At 63.6% G+C, this 17,392-nt stretch carries 21 protein-coding genes and 1 pseudogene; 11 read left to right on the top strand and 11 right to left on the bottom strand.

What is annotated here, in order from left to right:
- Positions 1 to 112 (top strand): annotated as a pseudogene (locus EWH12_RS22435) (IS630 family transposase); the annotation flags it as partial.
- Positions 109 to 510 carry an MAPEG family protein gene (locus EWH12_RS02505; RefSeq protein WP_129925582.1) on the top strand — a complete coding sequence of 134 codons (402 nt, stop codon included), beginning with the start codon at positions 109 to 111 and terminating at the stop codon, positions 508 to 510. The pseudogene EWH12_RS22435 and the gene EWH12_RS02505, both read left to right, overlap by 4 nt.
- On the opposite strand, the gene EWH12_RS02500 is transcribed toward EWH12_RS02505, so the two are convergent.
- The 5 genes from EWH12_RS02500 to EWH12_RS02480 form a co-directional block, all read right to left on the bottom strand.
- Positions 511 to 1,170 (bottom strand): MBL fold metallo-hydrolase, encoded by a 660-nt coding sequence (locus EWH12_RS02500; RefSeq protein ID WP_066606741.1) that lies wholly within the window; start codon positions 1,168 to 1,170, stop codon positions 511 to 513.
- Positions 1,171 to 1,208: 38 nt separating this feature from the next.
- On the bottom strand, positions 1,209 to 1,634 hold the full coding sequence (locus EWH12_RS02495; RefSeq protein ID WP_066606744.1) for an RrF2 family transcriptional regulator: 426 nt from the start codon (positions 1,632 to 1,634) through the stop codon (positions 1,209 to 1,211).
- Between the two features lie 103 nt (positions 1,635 to 1,737).
- Positions 1,738 to 2,778: a glycerophosphodiester phosphodiesterase gene (locus EWH12_RS02490; protein WP_129925581.1), complete on the bottom strand. Its 1,041-nt coding sequence runs from the start codon at positions 2,776 to 2,778 to the stop codon at positions 1,738 to 1,740.
- Positions 2,775 to 3,131, bottom strand: a complete 357-nt coding sequence (locus tag EWH12_RS02485; protein WP_066606752.1) for an ArsC family reductase — start codon at positions 3,129 to 3,131, stop codon at positions 2,775 to 2,777. The genes EWH12_RS02490 and EWH12_RS02485 overlap by 4 nt, the downstream gene beginning before the upstream one ends.
- A 15-nt stretch (positions 3,132 to 3,146) precedes the next feature.
- Positions 3,147 to 3,527, bottom strand: a complete 381-nt coding sequence (locus tag EWH12_RS02480; protein ID WP_129925580.1) for a RidA family protein — start codon at positions 3,525 to 3,527, stop codon at positions 3,147 to 3,149.
- A 155-nt stretch (positions 3,528 to 3,682) separates the two neighbouring features.
- Between EWH12_RS02480 and EWH12_RS02475 the strand changes: the two genes are divergently transcribed.
- Positions 3,683 to 3,979 carry a hypothetical protein gene (locus EWH12_RS02475; protein ID WP_066606756.1) on the top strand — a complete coding sequence of 99 codons (297 nt, stop codon included), beginning with the start codon at positions 3,683 to 3,685 and terminating at the stop codon, positions 3,977 to 3,979.
- A gap of 176 nt (positions 3,980 to 4,155) precedes the next feature.
- Positions 4,156 to 4,677, top strand: a complete 522-nt coding sequence (locus EWH12_RS02470; RefSeq protein WP_129925579.1) for a thermonuclease family protein — start codon at positions 4,156 to 4,158, stop codon at positions 4,675 to 4,677.
- 7 nt (positions 4,678 to 4,684) lie between these two features.
- On the opposite strand, the gene EWH12_RS02465 is transcribed toward EWH12_RS02470, so the two are convergent.
- The 6 genes from EWH12_RS02465 to EWH12_RS02440 all read right to left on the bottom strand — a co-directional run bounded on the left by EWH12_RS02465 (position 4,685) and on the right by EWH12_RS02440 (position 9,775).
- The gene (locus EWH12_RS02465) at positions 4,685 to 5,299 is read right to left on the bottom strand and encodes a glycine zipper 2TM domain-containing protein (protein WP_129925578.1); all 615 of its coding nucleotides are present in this window, start codon (positions 5,297 to 5,299) and stop codon (positions 4,685 to 4,687) included.
- A 294-nt stretch (positions 5,300 to 5,593) separates the two neighbouring features.
- Entirely contained in the window at positions 5,594 to 5,824 is a 231-nt protein-coding gene (locus EWH12_RS02460; protein ID WP_242495924.1) for a hypothetical protein, read from the bottom strand.
- Positions 5,821 to 6,087: a hypothetical protein gene (locus EWH12_RS02455; RefSeq protein WP_066606763.1), complete on the bottom strand. Its 267-nt coding sequence runs from the start codon at positions 6,085 to 6,087 to the stop codon at positions 5,821 to 5,823. Before EWH12_RS02455 ends, EWH12_RS02460 begins: the two co-directional genes overlap by 4 nt.
- Positions 6,088 to 6,224: 137 nt before the next feature.
- The gene (locus EWH12_RS02450; RefSeq protein WP_066606765.1) at positions 6,225 to 7,277 is read right to left on the bottom strand and encodes a ribonucleotide-diphosphate reductase subunit beta; all 1,053 of its coding nucleotides are present in this window, start codon (positions 7,275 to 7,277) and stop codon (positions 6,225 to 6,227) included.
- Between the two features lie 64 nt (positions 7,278 to 7,341).
- Positions 7,342 to 7,770, bottom strand: a complete 429-nt coding sequence (locus EWH12_RS02445; protein ID WP_129925598.1) for an endonuclease domain-containing protein — start codon at positions 7,768 to 7,770, stop codon at positions 7,342 to 7,344.
- Positions 7,771 to 7,834: 64 nt separating this feature from the next.
- Positions 7,835 to 9,775: a ribonucleoside-diphosphate reductase subunit alpha gene (locus tag EWH12_RS02440; protein ID WP_422917707.1), complete on the bottom strand. Its 1,941-nt coding sequence runs from the start codon at positions 9,773 to 9,775 to the stop codon at positions 7,835 to 7,837.
- 501 nt (positions 9,776 to 10,276) lie between these two features.
- Here EWH12_RS02440 and EWH12_RS02435 point away from each other — a divergent pair.
- From EWH12_RS02435 to EWH12_RS02405, 7 genes are all read left to right on the top strand, one after another.
- A complete protein-coding gene (locus EWH12_RS02435) occupies positions 10,277 to 10,915 on the top strand; it encodes a glutathione S-transferase family protein (protein WP_129925597.1) in 639 nt (212 codons plus the stop codon).
- Between the two features lie 112 nt (positions 10,916 to 11,027).
- Positions 11,028 to 11,708: an acyltransferase gene (locus tag EWH12_RS02430; RefSeq protein WP_129925577.1), complete on the top strand. Its 681-nt coding sequence runs from the start codon at positions 11,028 to 11,030 to the stop codon at positions 11,706 to 11,708.
- Between the two features lie 134 nt (positions 11,709 to 11,842).
- A complete protein-coding gene (locus tag EWH12_RS02425) occupies positions 11,843 to 13,363 on the top strand; it encodes a fumarate hydratase (RefSeq protein WP_129925576.1) in 1,521 nt (506 codons plus the stop codon).
- A 140-nt stretch (positions 13,364 to 13,503) separates the two neighbouring features.
- On the top strand, positions 13,504 to 13,740 hold the full coding sequence (locus tag EWH12_RS02420) for a hypothetical protein (protein WP_129925575.1): 237 nt from the start codon (positions 13,504 to 13,506) through the stop codon (positions 13,738 to 13,740).
- A 57-nt stretch (positions 13,741 to 13,797) separates the two neighbouring features.
- Positions 13,798 to 14,850, top strand: a complete 1,053-nt coding sequence (locus EWH12_RS02415; RefSeq protein ID WP_129925574.1) for a DUF3667 domain-containing protein — start codon at positions 13,798 to 13,800, stop codon at positions 14,848 to 14,850.
- 30 nt (positions 14,851 to 14,880) lie between these two features.
- A complete protein-coding gene (locus EWH12_RS02410; RefSeq protein WP_066606782.1) occupies positions 14,881 to 15,798 on the top strand; it encodes an EamA family transporter in 918 nt (305 codons plus the stop codon).
- Between the two features lie 97 nt (positions 15,799 to 15,895).
- A complete protein-coding gene (locus tag EWH12_RS02405; RefSeq protein ID WP_129925573.1) occupies positions 15,896 to 17,257 on the top strand; it encodes a methyl-accepting chemotaxis protein in 1,362 nt (453 codons plus the stop codon).
- Positions 17,258 to 17,392 lie beyond the last annotated feature (135 nt).

Below are 17,392 nucleotides of genomic sequence, written 5' to 3'. Positions count from 1 at the left end.
AGGCGAGCGAACCGTCAGCGGGCTTTGGGGCCTGATAGGAAAGCTCGTCGATATCTTCCAGCCCGACGAATGCGCCAATTACTTCAAATCGTGCGGATATGAACCGGAATGAGTGGAAACCGCTCTAACCTGTGGATCGCGACTCGCTGCGCGCGGATTCGCATCGCCGACAAGGTGATGCATGGCGATGCGGGCAACGACCTGCTGGCGCGGCGGATGCGCGCGCACGCCAATTTCGTGGAATATACGCCGATCGTGCTGATCCTCTTCGCGCTGGTCGAAATGGCCGTGGGCGCGTCCCTATGGCTGTGGATCGGCGCCCTGGTCTATGTGGTGGCGCGGGTCGCTCATGCGTTCGGCATGGACGCGGACAAGCCCACGGTCTGGCGCGCGGGCGGCGCGCTGCTGACCTGGGGCGTGATGGTCGCGATGGCGATCGCGGCGCTGATGATCGCCTATATGGCGACGCGGGAAATGCCAGTGCCGCCGGCGATGGCGGCGCGGGGATAATCAACCCGCCAGCACCGAATCGGCGACGAAGGGGTTGGTGCGGCGTTCATGGGCGAAATTGCTCATCTGGCCATGGCCAGGCACGAACGCCGTCTCGCCGCCCAGCGGCCACAGCTTGCCGGTGATCGCGTCGATCAGATCCTGATGATTGCCGCGCGGGAAATCGGTGCGGCCGATCGAGCCTTGGAACAACACGTCGCCGACGATGGCCAGCTTGCTGGGCGCATGGTGGAAGACGACATGGCCGGGCGTGTGGCCGGGACAATGATAGACATCGAAGGTCAGATGGCCGACCGTCACCCGATCGCCGTCGCTCAGCCAGCGATCCGGCTCGAAACTCTCGCCTGGCACGCCCCAGCGCTCGCCATCCTGCGGCAACCGGTCGATCCAGAAACGGTCATCCTCATGCGGCCCCTCGATCGGGACATTGAGGTCGCGCGCCAGAACACCAGCTTGGCCGCAATGGTCGATATGACCATGGGTGACGAGGATCTTCTCGATCGTTACCCCCTTATCGGCGGCCGCCTTCTTGAGCACCGGCAGATCGCCGCCCGGATCGACAAAGGCGCCGCGCATCGTTTCGGTGCACCAGAAGAGGGTGCAATTCTGCTGCAACGGAGTGACGGGGATCAGGACGGCTTTGAGCGGCGGCATGGTCATGGGAATGATGTGGCGAAGGTGACGCGCTAGCGCAAGGCTCAGGCCTCATCCATCGTCGCGAACGGTTCGGCCAGGCTGATGCTGTCCAGCACCTTGGCCGTCTCGTCGCGCACGCGCAGCATCACACGGTGCAGGCGACATTCCGATTCGGGCAGGCAGTTGGTGCAGCTTTCATGCGCAAAGCGGCTGGCGCAGGGCGTCAGCGCGAGCGAGCCGCGGGTCAGCCGGACGATGTCGCCATAGCTGACATCCACCGGCGCCAGCGCCAGCCAATAGCCCCCGTCCCGCCCCCGCTGGGTCGCGACCAGTCCTTCCCGCGACAGTTCCGATAGGATCACGGTCAGGAATTTGGACGGGATATTCTGGCGCGTCGCAATGTCGTTGAGGGGCACTGGACCCTGGCGGTAGCGATCGGCGAGATGCTGAAGCGCACGGATGGCGTAACGGGTCTTCTGGGACAACATGCGGCTGTTATTCGCCCGCCCACCCGCTTTGGCAAGTCAAGCGTGGCGAGAGAGAAAGAAGTTTTCGGTGTGGCAGCCGGCAGAGTGAAGAACGAATGACTGATTAGCGCACCGACTCCAGCGCAGCCTTCACCTGCCCCGGAAAATCGCTGAAGACGCCATCGACGCCGGTGGCCGCAATGGCGCGGACCCAGGAGGCGAAGTCGCCACGGCCCTGCGGGTCGTCGGCACGCTGATATTGGGCGGGCAGGAAGATGTTTTCCATCCGCAGCGTCCAGACATGCACCTGCAGGCCCGCATCATGGGCGCGGCCAACCAGCGCGGTGGGGCCTTCGGGCGCGATGATGAGCGCCGCCGACGGACCAACGCCATCGGCATAGGTGGCGATGTCGGTGAGGCCCTGGACCGTCAGCATGTCGGCATAGGTCGTGCCGGGCAGGTCGGCCGGGCCGCCTTCCGCATCGACCAACTGGATCAGGCGCAGGCGCGAGGCGGCGCGCAGCGCTTTCAAATTGCCGACCTCGAACGACTGGATGAAGACGGGGTCGGCCTCGATTTGATAGCCGTAGCGGCCCAGCAGGTCGAGCAAGGCGGCCTGATGCGGCAGGCCGATGCCCGCAAAATAGCTGGGATGCTTGGTTTCGGGATAGAGGCCGATGCGACGGCCGGCCTCGGCCTCCTTCGCGCGGACCAGCTTCAATATCTCTTCGAAGGTCGCGATCGGATAGAGATCGTCAAAGCGCCTGTTCGCGGGACGCACATCGGGCAGCCGTTCGCGGGCGCGCAGGGTGCGCAGTTCGGCCAGGGTGAAGTCCTCGGTGAACCAGCCTGTCATGGCGACGCCGTCGATCGTCTTGCTTGTCTTGCGATCGGCGAATTCGGGATGATCCGCGACATCGGTCGTGCCGCCAATTTCATTTTCATGCCGGGCGACCAGGACGCCGTCCTTGGTCAACACCAGGTCGGGTTCGATAAAGTCGGCCCCCTGGTCGATCGCGCGCTCATAGGCGGCGAGCGTATGTTCGGGCCGTTCGCCGCTGGCGCCACGATGGGCGATCAGGATCGGTTCGGCCTGAACCGCAGAGAGGGGAATGAGGCTCATCAACAGATACAGTCCGATGCGCGCCAGCCCCCGCCCGATCATGCCTTCACGCCCTGAACCGCATTTTCATAGATTGTCGCCTTGAACCCGACGAGTATTTCGCGGCCGGTGTCGAGGATCGGGCGCTTGATCATCGAGGGGTTGGTGATCATCAGCAGGATCGCCTTGTCCGCGTCGATATGCGCCTTGTCGCCCGCATCCAGCGCCTTGAAGGTGGTGCCGGACCGGTTGAGGATGGTTTCCCAGCCATGTTCCATCACCCACTCTTCCAGCTTCGCCTTGTCGACGCCCGCGACCTTATAATCGTGGAAGCTGTAGCTGACCCGTTCATTGTCCAGCCAGTTGCGGGCCTTCTTGATCGTGTCGCAATTTTTGATGCCATACATGGTAATCATGATGCGGTGCTCCTGTTACCCTTTGAAGGCGGTGACTTCGATTTCGATCTTCATGTCCGGCTTGACGAGACCGGCGATGACGCAGCTGGCCGCAGGGCGGATGTCGCCGAACACGGAGCCGGCAATCTCGCCCATCACGTCCCAATAGGCCGCGTCGGTGATATAATAGGTCACGCGCACCACATCGGCAAAAGCAAAGCCGGCCTCGTCCAGCGCCTTGCCGATCACCTTGAGCGCGTTCCTGCCCTGCGCCACCACATCGTCCGGCATGGCCTTGGATTCGGGATCGGCGCCGGTGGTGCCGGCGACGAAGCACCAGTCGCCCTGGACGACGGCGCGCGAATAGCCGACCTGCGCCTCGAAGGGCGAGCCGGAGGAAATGAGCTGGCGGGGCATGGGAGATTCCTGCTGCAGTGCGAAAGGATCAGAGCGGCCTTTGCCTCCTTGACGAAAGACTGTCCAGTCATTTCCGGGCCAGTCATTTCCCCGGAACGGCGGGCGCGCAAGGCCGTTGGGGAAGGATCGGGCATCAGGCCCCAAGGAGACATGCGATGGACCGCCCTACCCCCGACCGCGAACTGGAAGACAATAAGGAACAGGCCGAAGCCGGCACCCAGGCGCAGGATGTCGCGGACGATGCGCGGGCGCGCTCAACCGACCTTGCCGAAGAAAGCGAGCATGGCGGGCGTACCAACCCGGCGCAGATCATCCCCGACGACACGCCCGACCTGGTCGACAAGATGACCGAGATGGACCGGTCCGGCCGGATCGACATGGACGCCTATGCCGGCGAGCCGCAAATGGATGACGAAGAGGAAGAGATGGGGCCGACCGAGGAGGACGAATAGCGCCGGGCGCTCGCGACGGCGTTCATCCTTTAAGCGCCATTTCGGATGATCCCGACCGGGATGGCAGCGCGCCGGGCCATGGCGTTGACCGGCGTCAAATCGGATCGCCGCCGGATCGGTGAAAAGCTGGATCGGCTTTAACGCCCTGTTTGCCGGACGCTCGCTAGAGCGGGGGCATGGCGAGACAAAAATATGCGCGCGGCCGGCAGGTCCGATCGGGATTTAGCGGGCCGGCGCTCCTCTACATGCTGTGCCTGGGCTTGCTGCTTGGCTGGTACGGGCCGGACTGGATCGCGCGGATCGACCTGCCCCCGATCGCTGCGCCGGCGCCGGAGGTTGCGGCCGACGGCCTGCGGGCCGATTTCAGCTTCTGCCATAGCGGCGGCGGGACCAACTGCGTGGTCGATGGCGACACATTCTGGTTCCGCGGCGACAAATATCGCATCGCCGACATCGATACGCCCGAAACTCATGGGCCGCGCTGCGCAGCGGAAGGCGAATTGGGCGCGCGCGCGACGCAGCGGTTGCAGGCGCTGATGAATGACGGCGCCTTTTCGCTGGAAAGCGGCGATCGCGACAGCGACCGCTATGGTCGCGCCCTGCGGATCGTGACGCGCGGAGGCCAGTCGATCGGCGACCAACTGGTCGCCGAAGGACTGGCCCGACGCTGGGATGGCAGTCGCCACCCCTGGTGCTAGTGCCAACTTAGCGGCAGTTGACGCCGCCGCGGTCGATCTCGCGACCCAGCAGCGCGCCGGCGCCGCCGCCGATCAGGATGCCCGCGACATTGGACTGGCCACGGTCGATCTGGCTGCCGAGCAGGCCGCCCAGCGCTGCGCCCACGATCAGGCCGGTGGTGCCGTCCGACCGGCGGCAATAATAGCGGTCGTCATAGCCGCGGTAGATGCGAGTGCGGCGATCGACCCGGATCGGGGCGTAGCCGGTGCGATAATAGCGGTCGGGCCGATAGGAACGACCATAGCGCGGATCGGGACGGTTCCAGTCATAGCTGTAGACCGGACGGCCGGGACGGCGATAGTCGGCGCGACGATTGTCCGCGCGGCGATCCTGGCGCCAATCGCGGCGGTCTTCCCGGCGATCCTGCCGGAAACCGCGACGATCGGCGCGACGATCCTGGCGAAAATCGCGACGGTCCTCGCGCTTTTCCTGGCGAAATTCTCGGCGATCCTCGCGCCGTTCCTGGCGATGCTCGCGATTATGATGGCCGGGCTGGGCGAAGGCCGGGGTGGCGGCGACGCCGGTCAGGGCGATTGCGCCGAGCGACAGGGCGGCGATGGCCTTGTGCAACGAAAATCTCACGGGTGGGACTCCTTCCCTCTGGGTATCGTGGCGGTAGAACCCGTGAGATTAGGGGATGTTGCATGAACGGAACAAAACGCATCGTTCAGTCCGGAGACAGGGACGAAAAGCGGCGACGCGGGCATCCGGAACTTCATGCCTGTCGATCATGGCAAGTTTTTTGCAGGACGATTTCTCCCTCGCGCGGCGGGATGCGGCCTGACGATGCGAAGGAACGGGCAGAGCATAGCGTAGCGGCGGCATGTAGGACAGCGCGGACGGGATCGGCCGGATGCGCCCAGAGCGCCAACGGCGTCAGAGCGCGCTGGCGAGGGCGGCGCGCTGGTCGTTGGTGAGGCCGTCGGCGGCAGCGTTGTCGTCCTGCGCGCCGGGACTGTCGTCGCCGGAGCCGACGAACTGGATGGCGGTCAGGATCACCAGCAGCGCCCAGAGCAGCGCGAACCAGCGGCTGGTGAAGAGCGAGCGGAGGCGGACGCCGAAGAACATGGCGCGCAGGATAAGCGAGCGGGGTTGAGGAAGCTTCACCCCGGCGACGCGGTCCTTTGTGGGATCGGGGCCGGATCGGGGGCGGCAAAGGTGATCGGGCTGGTCAGCACGACCCGGTCGAGCCGCGTGGCGCTCATGCAGCGATGACACCAGCACTGGTCGAAGACGACCTCCAGCACCCATTGCTGCGCCGCCATGTCCCACGCCGCCCAGGCATCGCGCGTGACATGGTCGCTGCCGCAGACATTGCAGATATAGCTGTGGCGGCGGGACGTGTGAGGGGGCGGGGCTGGCTCGGTCATGGGGCGAGCATAAAGCGGATTTCGCCATTTTGGCGGAAGATGGGTCCGTTATGGACGCAAAACGCCGGTCCCGCCGTCAGAGGCATATTGGAAGCGTAAAGGTGGCGCCATCGCATCGGCGCCACCTTGGATCATTGTCACTCCGCCGCGATGCCCGCCGCCTTGAACATGTCCGGGTCGCTTTCGTCGGTGTTGGCCGCGTCGCTGCCCTTGACCTTCTGGCGGCGGTCGAAGGCGTCCCAGACGTCATTCCACTGGCCGCGCGTCGCGCCCTTCGAATATTCGGTCGCGCGGGTTTCGAAGAAGTTCGCGTGCTCGACGCCGTTCAACAGCGGGGCGAGCCAGGGCAGCGGATGCTCGTCGATCATGTAGATGGGCTTGAGGCCCAGCTGGCCCAGGCGCCAGTCGGCGATGTAGCGGACATATTTCTTGATGTCCTTGGGCGTCATGCCGGGCACCGGCCCCATTTCGAAGACCAGATCGACGAAGGCGTCCTCGATCCGCACCGTCTTCTGGCACATGTCCATGATGTCGTCCTTGACCGCCGGGGTCAGGCAGTTGCGTTCCGCGCAGAAGGCGTGGAACAGCTTGATGATGCCTTCGCAATGGAGCGTTTCGTCGCGGATCGACCAGGTGACGATCTGCCCCATGCCCTTCATCTTGTTGAAGCGCGGGAAGTTCATCAGCATCGCGAAGGAGGCGAAGAGCTGCAGCCCTTCGGTAAAGCCGCCGAACATGGCGAGCGTGCGGGCGATATCCTCGTCCGTGTCGACGCCGAACTGCTGCAGATAGTCGTGTTTGTCCTTCATCTCCTTATACTGCATGAAAGCGCTATATTCGCTTTCGGGCATCCCGATCGTGTCGAGCAGATGCGAGTAAGCGGCGATATGGACGGTTTCCATGTTGCTGAACGCGGTCAGCATCATCTTGACCTCGGTCGGCTTGAACACGCGGCCATATTTTTCGTGGTAGCAATCCTGCACCTCCACGTCGGCCTGGGTGAAGAAGCGGAAGATTTGCGTGAGCAGGTTGCGCTCATGATCGGACAGCTTTTGCGCCCAGTCGCGGCAATCCTCACCCAAAGGCACTTCTTCGGGCAGCCAGTGCAGCTGTTGCTGGCGCTTCCAATATTCATAGGCCCAGGGATATTCGAAGGGCTTGTACACCTTGGAGGCTTGGAGAAGGGGCATGGTGGGTTACTCCGCGAAATCTGTTCATTCCCTCTCCCATTGGGAGAGGGAGGGACCCGCGCCGTCAGGCGTGGGAGGGTGAAGGTGTTTGATCGCCCGGCCATTTGCCCTCACACTCTCGGCGCTTCGCGCCTCCTTCCCTCTCCCGCAGAGAAAGGGAAATCCGGGTCAGGACTCCGTCCAGATTATCCATCACGTCATGGTTCCAAAAACGCAGAACCTGATAGCCTTGCGTTTCGAAATAGCGGGTGCGCACGTCATCCTGTTCGATGCTTTCCACATGGGTAGCACCGTCTGCTTCCACGATCAGCTTCGCCGAAAAGCAGAGGAAGTCCGCAACATAGAGGCCATGGGGGACCTGACGACGCCATTTGTAGCCAGCCAGTTTTTCTCGCAGTGCGCGCCATAACAGCTTTTCAGCGTCGGTGGCGTTGCGACGGAGAGCGCGGGCCTTGCTGACAGACCCGGAGGACAGATTGCGATAATTGCGCACCAACCTCACCCTTCCGCCGCTTCGCGGCTCCCTCCCTCTCCTGAAAGGAGAGGGAATCATGGCATCACTGACAGGCCAGACATTCGTCATAGTCGGTGGTCTCGCCGATTTCGAACTTGGGTGCGTCGATCGTATTGTCAGCCTCCACGCCGCCGGCGAAGCCCGCGCGCTGAACCGATTTCGACCGCAGATAGTAGAGCGACTTGATGCCCAGTTCCCAGGCGCGGAAGTGGAGCATGAGCAGATCCCATTTTTCCACATCAGCCGGGATGAACAGGTTCAGCGACTGCGCCTGGTCGATATAGGGCGTGCGGTCGGCGGCCAGTTCGAGCAGCCAGCGCTGGTCGATTTCGAAGCTGGTCTTGAACGTGTCCTTTTCTTCCTGGCTCAGGAAGTCGAGATGCTGGACCGAGCCGCCCTTTTCCAGGATCGAGTTCCACACCGCGCTGCTGTCCTTCGCCTTGGCGACCAGCAGCTTTTCCAGATAGGGATTCTTGATGGAGAAGCTGCCCGACAGCGTCTTGTGGGTATAGATGTTCGCCGGGATCGGTTCGATACAGGCCGACGTGCCGCCGCAGATGATGGAAATCGACGCGGTCGGCGCGATCGCCATCTTGCAGGAAAAGCGTTCCATCACGCCCTGATCGGCGGCGTCGGGGCACGGACCCCGCTCTTGCGCCAGCATCATCGACGCTTCGTTCACCTGGGCGTTGATATGTTTGAAGATGCGCAGGTTCCACGACTTGGCCATCGCGCCTTCGAAGGGAAGCCCACGCGCCTGGAGGAAGCTGTGGAAGCCCATGACGCCCAGGCCGACCGAGCGTTCGCGCATCGCGCTATATTTGGCGCGCGCCATTTCGGGCGGGGCGCGGTCGATATAATCCTGCAACACATTGTCGAGGAAGCGCATGATATCCTCGGCAAAGGTCGGATGATCCTTCCATTCGTCCCAGGTTTCCAGGTTCATCGACGACAGGCAGCAGACCGCCGTGCGATCATTGCCCAGATGGTCGCGGCCGGTGGGCAGCGTGATTTCCGAGCAGAGGTTGGAGGTCGATACTTTGAGGCCCAGATCGCGATGATGTTTGGGCATCATGCGGTTCACCGTGTCGTTGAACACGATATAGGGCTCGCCGGTGGCCAGCCGTACTTCGACCAGCTTCTGGAACAGGGCGCGGGCGTTGACCGTGCCGCGGATCGACTGATCCTTGGGGCTGCGCAGATGGAAGTCCGCGCCGTCGCGCACCGCTTCCATAAACTCGTCGGTCAGCAGGACGCCATGGTGGAGGTTGAGCGCCTTACGGTTGAAATCGCCCGACGTCTTGCGGATTTCCAGGAACTCCTCGATCTCCGGATGGGAGACGTCGAGATAGCAGGCGGCCGAACCACGGCGCAGCGACCCCTGGCTGATCGCCAGGGTCAGCGAATCCATCACCCGGACGAAGGGAATGATGCCGCTGGTCTTGCCGTTGAGGCCGACCGGTTCGCCGATGCCGCGGACATTGCCCCAATAGGTGCCGATACCGCCGCCGCGCGAGGCGAGCCAGACATTCTCGTTCCAGGTGTTGACGATGCCTTCCAGGCTGTCGTCCACGCTGTTGAGATAGCAGCTGATCGGCAGGCCACGGCCAGTGCCGCCGTTCGACAGGACCGGCGTCGCGGGCATGAACCAGAGGCGCGAAATATAGTCATAGACGCGCTGGGCGTGGGCGGCGTCGTCCGAATAGGCGGCCGCCACGCGAGCGAAGAGATCCTGATAGGATTCGCCGGGCAACAGATAGCGGTCGTTCAGCGTATCCTTGCCGAACTCCGTCAGCAGCGCGTCGCGCGACGAATCGGTTACGACGGGGAAGCGCCGCGCCTGCACGGTCGAGGAGGTCAGCACCTCCGGCTCGGCCCGCGCTTCCACCGGCGCCGCTGAGGCCTGCGCCTTCATATCGTCCAAAAGATCGTCCATCACAATCGCCACGTCGCCAGCACCTTGTCCACTATCTCGAAAATCCATGCGAGCCCCCGATGTTCCTGTTTCGTTCGATTCGGTCAAGCGGGTCGCGACAAGCCGCGCATCCTAGCATGAACCGTACCGCGCCGGGGACGGAAAAGGCCCAACCGAGCGATTGCAGGGGCAGGAATCCCCCCGCGCTGGAAATTTCACCAGCGACGCAATCACAATCTGTTGGGTGACCCCCGTTAACCCGATACCACAGATAGTGCCATAGCCCGTTGCAGGCGCAAGAGGGTAAATGACAATTGAAAGACTCGGCACATCGCCAACGGAAGCCATTTCGCTGTCAGGCGCGCAGGCGACGCATGGACTTGCCTTGCCCCCAAAAAAGGCAAGGGGGATATGCAGGCCGAAAAATAAATTTCGCTTGTCAGCCAAATTCAGACCGAGGTCTAAAACGGTTGTGACGATCGATCGTCAGCGCCGCCCGCCATGGACGGGGCGCGCCATGCCCGGCTGCTGCCAAATGTGCAGATATTGCTGTTATACGGAGAACGCCCGATGATTCTCTATTATCACCCCCTCTCCTCCTATTGCTGGAAAGTTCTGATCGCGTTCTACGAAAATGGCGCACCCTTTGCCGCCCGGACTCTGGAGGAAGCGGACGTCGCGCAGGAATGGATGACGCTGTGGCCGATCGGCAAATTTCCGCTGCTGCGTGATCCGGCGCGCGACGCCACAATCGGTGAAGCGAGCATCATTATCGAATATCTCGCCCAGCACGAACCCGGCACCTTCCGCCCCATCCCCGCCGATCCCGATGCCGCGCTGGAGGTGCGGTTGATGGATCGGTTGTTCGACAATTATGTCATGGCGCCGATGCAGGCGATCGTGGCCGACCGGCTGCGGCCGGAAGCGCAGCGCGATTCGCTGGGCGTGGCGCAGGCGCACGATCTGCTGTCCAAGGCCTATGCGCTGATCGAGGAGCGGATGGCCGGGCGGCGCTGGGCGGTGGGCGACGCCTTCACCCTGGCCGACTGCGCCGCCGCCCCGGCGATCTTTTATGCCGACAAGATCGTGCCGCTGGGTACGGATTTTCCGGTGCTCGCCGCCTATCTGGCGCGGCTGGAGGCGCGACCCAGCTTTGCCCGCGTGCTGGAAGAGAAAGAGCCATGGTGGCGCCTCTTCCCCTTCGCATGAGCAGAGAAAGGGCGGGGATGGACGAGGTGCCCGAATCGCGACTACAGCGTCGCCCACAAGGGCGGCCGCACAGACGGACGGTCCAAACCGTTAACGCAGAGACTATTCGCCCATGCCCGTCCAGATCCGCAATGCGCCAGACAATGATGTCCGCATTCCCGAAGATTTCCTTGCCAACCAAGGCGGCGTCGTCACCTTCACGGGCAAGGGCGGGTCGATCGAGATCGGCGCGGACTGCTACGCCGCGCAGATCAACCTGACGATAGGCGACGGCTGCGCCGTTCGCATCGGCAATGGTTGCCGGCTGGGGGCGATCACCATCCACACTGTCCGCGACTCCACCGTGTCGATCGGCGACCTGACCGGCTTTACCTGGACCTGCAACATGCAGTGCCATGAGTCCTTCGACATCAGCATCGGCAACGGGTCCCTGTTCGCGGGCGGCACATGGATCACGGTCAGCGACATGCATTCGGTGGTTGACGTCGCCAGCGGGCGGCGCATCAATCCGGGTGGAAACGTCCAAATAGGCGATCGGGTCTGGGTGGGGGATGGCGCCGCGATCCTGAAGGGATGCAGCATCGGCGCGGGCAGCGTCATCGCCGCGCGTGCGTTGGTGAGCAAGTCCGTGCCGGCGCAATGCGTGGCGGCCGGGGTGCCCGCACGCGTCGTGCGCACCGGCACGAGCTGGGATTTCCGGCTGCTGCCGGTAGAGGTCGAAACGGAAGAGGTCGATCCTGCGCCGCGTCGGGCCGGATGGTTCCGGCGACTGCTGGATGCGGCGCGCGGCTGATCGGGTCGCGCGGTAGTGGAATCTCCGGCATCCTCCAGATTCGGCGCCTTCTGGACTTGAACGGCCAAATGCCTATAGCCGCGCCTGCATGGACCCGCTGTGCAGAGGCGGGCCGCAGATAAGGACCAGGGTAGATGACGCTCATCAAAACCGCCGACCTGATCGAGAGCGTGGCCGACGCGCTCCAGTTCATCAGCTATTATCATCCGATGGATTATATCCGCGCGCTGGGCAAAGCCTATGACGCCGAAGCCAATCCGGCGGCCAAGGACGCCATCGCCCAGATCCTGACCAACAGCCGCATGTGCGCGGAAGGGCATCGCCCGATCTGCCAGGACACCGGCATCGTCAACGTCTTTATCAAATGGGGCATGGACTGCCGGCTGGACGATAACAGCCGTTCGATGCAGGAGATCGTCGATGACGGCGTGCGCAAGGCCTATCTGAACCCGGAAAACCGCCTGCGCGCGTCGATCCTGCGCGATCCCGCCTTTGCGCGGCAGAACACCAAGGACAACACGCCCTGCGTGCTGAACGTCGAAATGGTGCCGGGCAACAAGGTCGTCATCGACGTTGCGGCCAAGGGCGGCGGGTCGGAGAATAAGACCAAGTTCAAGATGATGAACCCCAGCGATTCGATCGTCGATTGGGTGCTGGAGATGATCCCGCAAATGGGCGCAGGCTGGTGCCCGCCCGGCATGTTGGGCATCGGCATCGGCGGCACCGCGGAAAAGGCGGTGGCGCTGGCCAAGGAAAGCCTGATGGAGCCCATCGACATGGGCGAATTGAAGCTCCGCGGGTCGCAGAACAAGATCGAAGAGATGCGGATCGAGATTTTCGACAAGGTCAATGCTCTGGGCATCGGCGCGCAGGGGCTGGGCGGGCTTTCCACCATCCTCGACGTCAAAATCCATGACTATCCCTGCCATGCGGCGGGCAAGCCCGTGGCGATGATCCCCAATTGCGCCGCCACGCGCCACGCGCATTTCACGCTCGACGGGTCTGGCCCGGCCTATCTGGAAGCGCCGAAGATTTCCGAATGGCCCGACGTGAACTGGGCACCGAGCAAGGAAGCGATCAGCGTCGATCTGAACGCCCTGACGCCGGAAATCGTGCAAAGCTGGAAGCATGGCGACCGGCTGTTGCTCAACGGCAAGATGCTGACCGGGCGCGACGCCGCGCACAAGCGGATCAAGGACATGCTGGCCAAGGGCGAGAGCCTGCCGGTCGATTTCAAGGGCCGCGTGATCTATTATGTCGGCCCGGTCGATCCGGTCGGCGACGAAGTGGTCGGCCCGGCCGGCCCCACCACCGCGACCCGCATGGACAGCTTCATGGACATGATGCTGGAACAGGGCCTGCTCAGTTGCGTCGGCAAGGCCGAGCGCGGCGTGGCGGCGACCGCGGCGATCGCCAAGCATAAAAGCGCCTATCTGATGGCGGTCGGCGGCGCGGCCTATCTGGTCGCGCGCGCGATCAAGGGCGCCAGGGTCGTGGGCTTTGAAGATCTGGGCATGGAGGCGATCTACGAGTTCGACGTGCAGGACATGCCGGTGACAGTGGCGGTCGACAGCGAAGGACAGAATGTCCATCACCTTGCCCCGCTGGTCTGGCAGGAGAAGATCAAGCGCGAGAAACTGCTCGAAGGCGCGTGACCCTCATCAACCCTCTCCGTCGCCAGATGGGGAGGGTTTGAAGAATCACGCTAACCCCGATCAAGTCCCCTGCCGACACCGGAACTCGCCCCCTCATCCCGCATTGTCACCGGCAGCCTCATACCGCCGGAGCAGCGCCCATGTCCTTTACCCAACTCGATCCGCCCCTGCCCGTCCATGTCGAGGGCAAGGGAAAAGGCTATGCCCTGGCCGTCATCGATTATGGGCAGGAACATAATCTGATCTGGGTGACCGGCCTGACCGATTCGGGCGAAATCTGGTGCGCGCCCAATCCGCTGGTGCGGATGGAGGCGAACTGGACCATGGGACGAACGGGTTTCCCGCACGCGCTGCCGCCCGGCGCGAAGCCGAGTTGATACCAGCCGATCAAGCCGTCTGGCATCCGTCATACACCGCTGATAGTCTCCCGATCCATGACGGGGGAAATCGAAGCGGCGGGTGACGCGATCACTGGGGGGATGCTGGCGCGCGCGGTCGAGCCGGGCCATGGCGAAGCGCATGACGCCGGCCATGGCGGGTGCCTCAATTGCGGGGCGGCGATCAACGGCAATTATTGCGCGCAATGCGGTCAGGCGGCGCATCTGCATCGCAGCTTCGGCGCGATCGGCCATGATCTGGCCCATGGCGTGCTGCATTTCGAGGGCAAGATATGGACCACCCTGCCTGAACTGGCGCTGCGGCCGGGTCATCTGACGCGGCGCTATATTCACGGCGAGCGTGCGAAATTCGTGTCGCCCTTCGCCCTGTTCCTGTTTTCCGCTTTCCTGATGTACGCGATCTTCTCGCTCACCAGCCATGGCCCGGAAGCCGGGAAAATGGTGCAGATAGACAAGGGCGAGATCGCCGAACTGAAGCAGGAAGAGGCCAAAGTCGACGCGCAGATCGCCAAGATCGAGGCCAAGCTGGCGGCGCCAGGCCTGTCGGCGGCACGCAAGGCGGCGCTGACCGAAAATCTGGTTGAAGCGCGCGAGGAGCGGCAGGGCCTGACCATGGCGAGCGGCCTGACCGACGCTCTGAGGGGCGAAGGCGTAAATGGCGGCGTGGCGCAGACCGTCGGCACGGCCATCAGCGCGGCGGCCAAGAATCCCGAATTCGCTTATTACAAGCTCAAGGCCAACGCCTATAAATTTTCCTGGGCGCTGATCCTGATTTCGCTGCCCTTCATCTGGCTGCTCTTCCCTTTCAACCGCCGCTACAAAATGTACGATCATGCGATCTATATCACCTATTCGATCGCCTTCATGTCGCTGCTCTTTTCGCTGTCGATGGTCCTGACGACGGTCCATGCGACCAGCGGGCTGGTGACGCTGGCGCTGCTGCTCTTCGCCATCTGGCATATGTATCGCCAGTTCAAGGACGCCTATGCGCTCTCGCGGATGGGGGCGCTCTGGCGGCTGCCTCTGCTTTACGGCTTTGCCTGCGTGTCGCTGTCGCTCTTCTTCACCTTCCTCGTGATGATGGGGTGACGGGCTGTGTCCACCCTGTATAGGGCGGGCATGATCACATCCCCGATCTGGTTGCCCGCAACGCTGATCGCCGGGGCCGTGCAGGCTTGGCGCACAGCGATCCAGCGGCGCGTCAGCCACAGCCTGTCGATCAATGCGGCGGGGCTGGTCCGCTATCTCTACGGCATCCCTTTCACCTTGTTGCTGCTCGGCGGCTATGCCCTGCTCGTCCCCGCATCGCTGCCCGCTATAGCGCCGACATTCCTGCTCTTCTGCGTCGGCGGCGGGCTGGCGCAGATCGTCGCCACCAATTTGCTGATCGCCGCGTTCAAGCATCGCAATTTCGTGGTCGGCACCGCTTATTCCAAGACGGAGGCGGTTCAGGGGGCCATCCTGTCTTTCCTGCTGCTGGGCGAACGGCTGCATCCACTGGCCTGGGCCGGGATCGGCTGCGGCGTGACCGGCGTGATGCTGCTGTCCGCCGGGGGCAAGCGCATGGGGCCGGGCGATTTCCTGCGCGCGCTGGGGCAACCGGCAGCGAAGGCGGGCATGGCGTCGGGACTTTTCTTCGCGCTGACCGCGATCGGCATCCGCCGGGCGACGCAGGCGGTGGGCGGGGACGACCGCATTCTCGCCGCGCTGCTGGTGCTGGTCGCCACGGTGCTGGTCCAGACGCTGATGCAGGGCGCCTGGCTGATGGCGCGCGAGCCGGGCGAGATGCGGCGGGTGCTTGCAAGCTGGCGGGTGTCGGGACAGGTCGGATTGCTGTCCGCGCTGGGCAGCGCCTGCTGGTTCGCGGGCTTCGCCACCGCGCCGGTGGCGCTGGTGCGGATCGTGGGTCAGGTCGAGGTCGCCTTCACTATGGCGTTCGGCCATTTCTACCTGAAGGAGCGGATGCGGGGAAGCGAGGCGGCCGGGCTGCTGCTGGTCGTCGTCGGCGTGGCGCTGGCGTTGATGGGCGCGCTCTGAACGGAGCGCCGCATCGCTAAGCTTTCCTTTACCATGGGCTGTTAGCCCTGTTTATGTGGGAAAAGAAGCGCACTCCGAGAACGTCGCCAGAGCGGTGATGAAGGTCGCCAAATTGTCTGGCGATTTGGGCATCCGCACGCTTGATTTGCAGGCGGACATCAGCGAACTGGCCGATCGGGTGACGCACCAGGCGCGCACGATCGAGGCGATCAGCGGCGCGGCCGCGCAATTGTCGCGCGACGGCGACAGCGTCGCGATGGCCGGGCAGGAAGCCCGCGTGCAGGCAGTGGCCGCCCGCGGCATCATCGACGATTCGGGGCGGCAGCTTTCAACAGCCAATCATAATTTCGTTGGCCTGATCGACCAGGTGAGCCTCATCCATGCGCGGCTGGACGGCTTTGGCGAGGCGCTCAAGACCGTAGCGCATGTCACCAGCGTCATCAGCGGCATCGCCAGCCAGACCAATCTTCTCGCGCTCAACGCCACGATCGAGGCGGCGCGCGCCGGCGACGCGGGGCGCGGCTTCGCCGTGGTCGCGTCAGAAGTGAAGAAACTGGCGCAGGAAACGGCGGCAGCGACCCATACGATCGAGCAGTCGATCGCGGCGCTGACCGGTGAAGCAGGCGGCATGTTGGCCAGCATCACACATGGCGCGCAGACCGCGCGCACCGCGCTCAACGACACCAAGAATATCGAGGCGCTGGTCGATCGGCTGGGCACGCTGATGCAGGGGCTGTCGAACAATAGCGAGGCGGTGGCCGAACGAATCGCGTCGATGGTGGGATCAGCCGGTGAGATTCGCGGCGGGCTGGCCGCGCTCGCCAGCACGTCTACCGACAATGCCGACGGGCTGCAGCGCCTGTCGGGCCGCGTCTCCACCGCCAGCGACGACACCAACGAATTGCTGCAATATCTGGCCGAAAGCGGCGTCGATATTCCCGATTCGCCCTATATCCGTTTCAGCCTGGAGAGCGCGCAGCAGGTCGGTCGCGCGATCGAGCGCGCGATCGACGCGGGCGCGGTCAGCGAGGCGGCGATCTTCAGCGACTATTATGCGCCCATCGCCGGCACCAATCCGCCGCTCTTCACCCACCCGGTGCAGGAGGCGATGCTGCCCGCCGCGCGCACCGCGCAGGAAAAGGCCCGCACCTTCCCTGGCCTGTTCGGCATGACCTTCACCGACCGCAACGCCTATGGCGCGGTCGCCATGCCGGAACGCGCGCAGCGGCAGCGCCCCGGCGACGACAGCTGGAATCTGGAACATGCGCGCCAGGGCGTGATCTTCGACTTTCCCGACACGCGCGAGCAGGCGAAGATCACCAAACCCTTCTGCATCAAGGCCTATCGCCGCCTGACCGCGCAAGGCGACGTCATCCTGCTGAAACAGGTGATCGCATCCATCCATGTGAAGGGTCGCCACTGGGGCATATTGCAAATGGCCTATCAGGATCAGAGCTGAAGCGACGACAGGTCAGTCGAGCAACGGCGCACAAACAAAGGCGGCCCTCTTGAGCATGGCGATGTCTGTGATGGCGTCCAACCCCCTATAACCAACCTCCGCCCTTGCTCCATCGTCGCCTTGCGCTATGTCGCT

It is taken from the genome of Sphingobium cupriresistens (assembly GCF_004152865.1).
GTDB lineage: Bacteria > Pseudomonadota > Alphaproteobacteria > Sphingomonadales > Sphingomonadaceae > Sphingobium > Sphingobium cupriresistens.
This window is presented reverse-complemented; position numbering and strand designations above follow the sequence as displayed.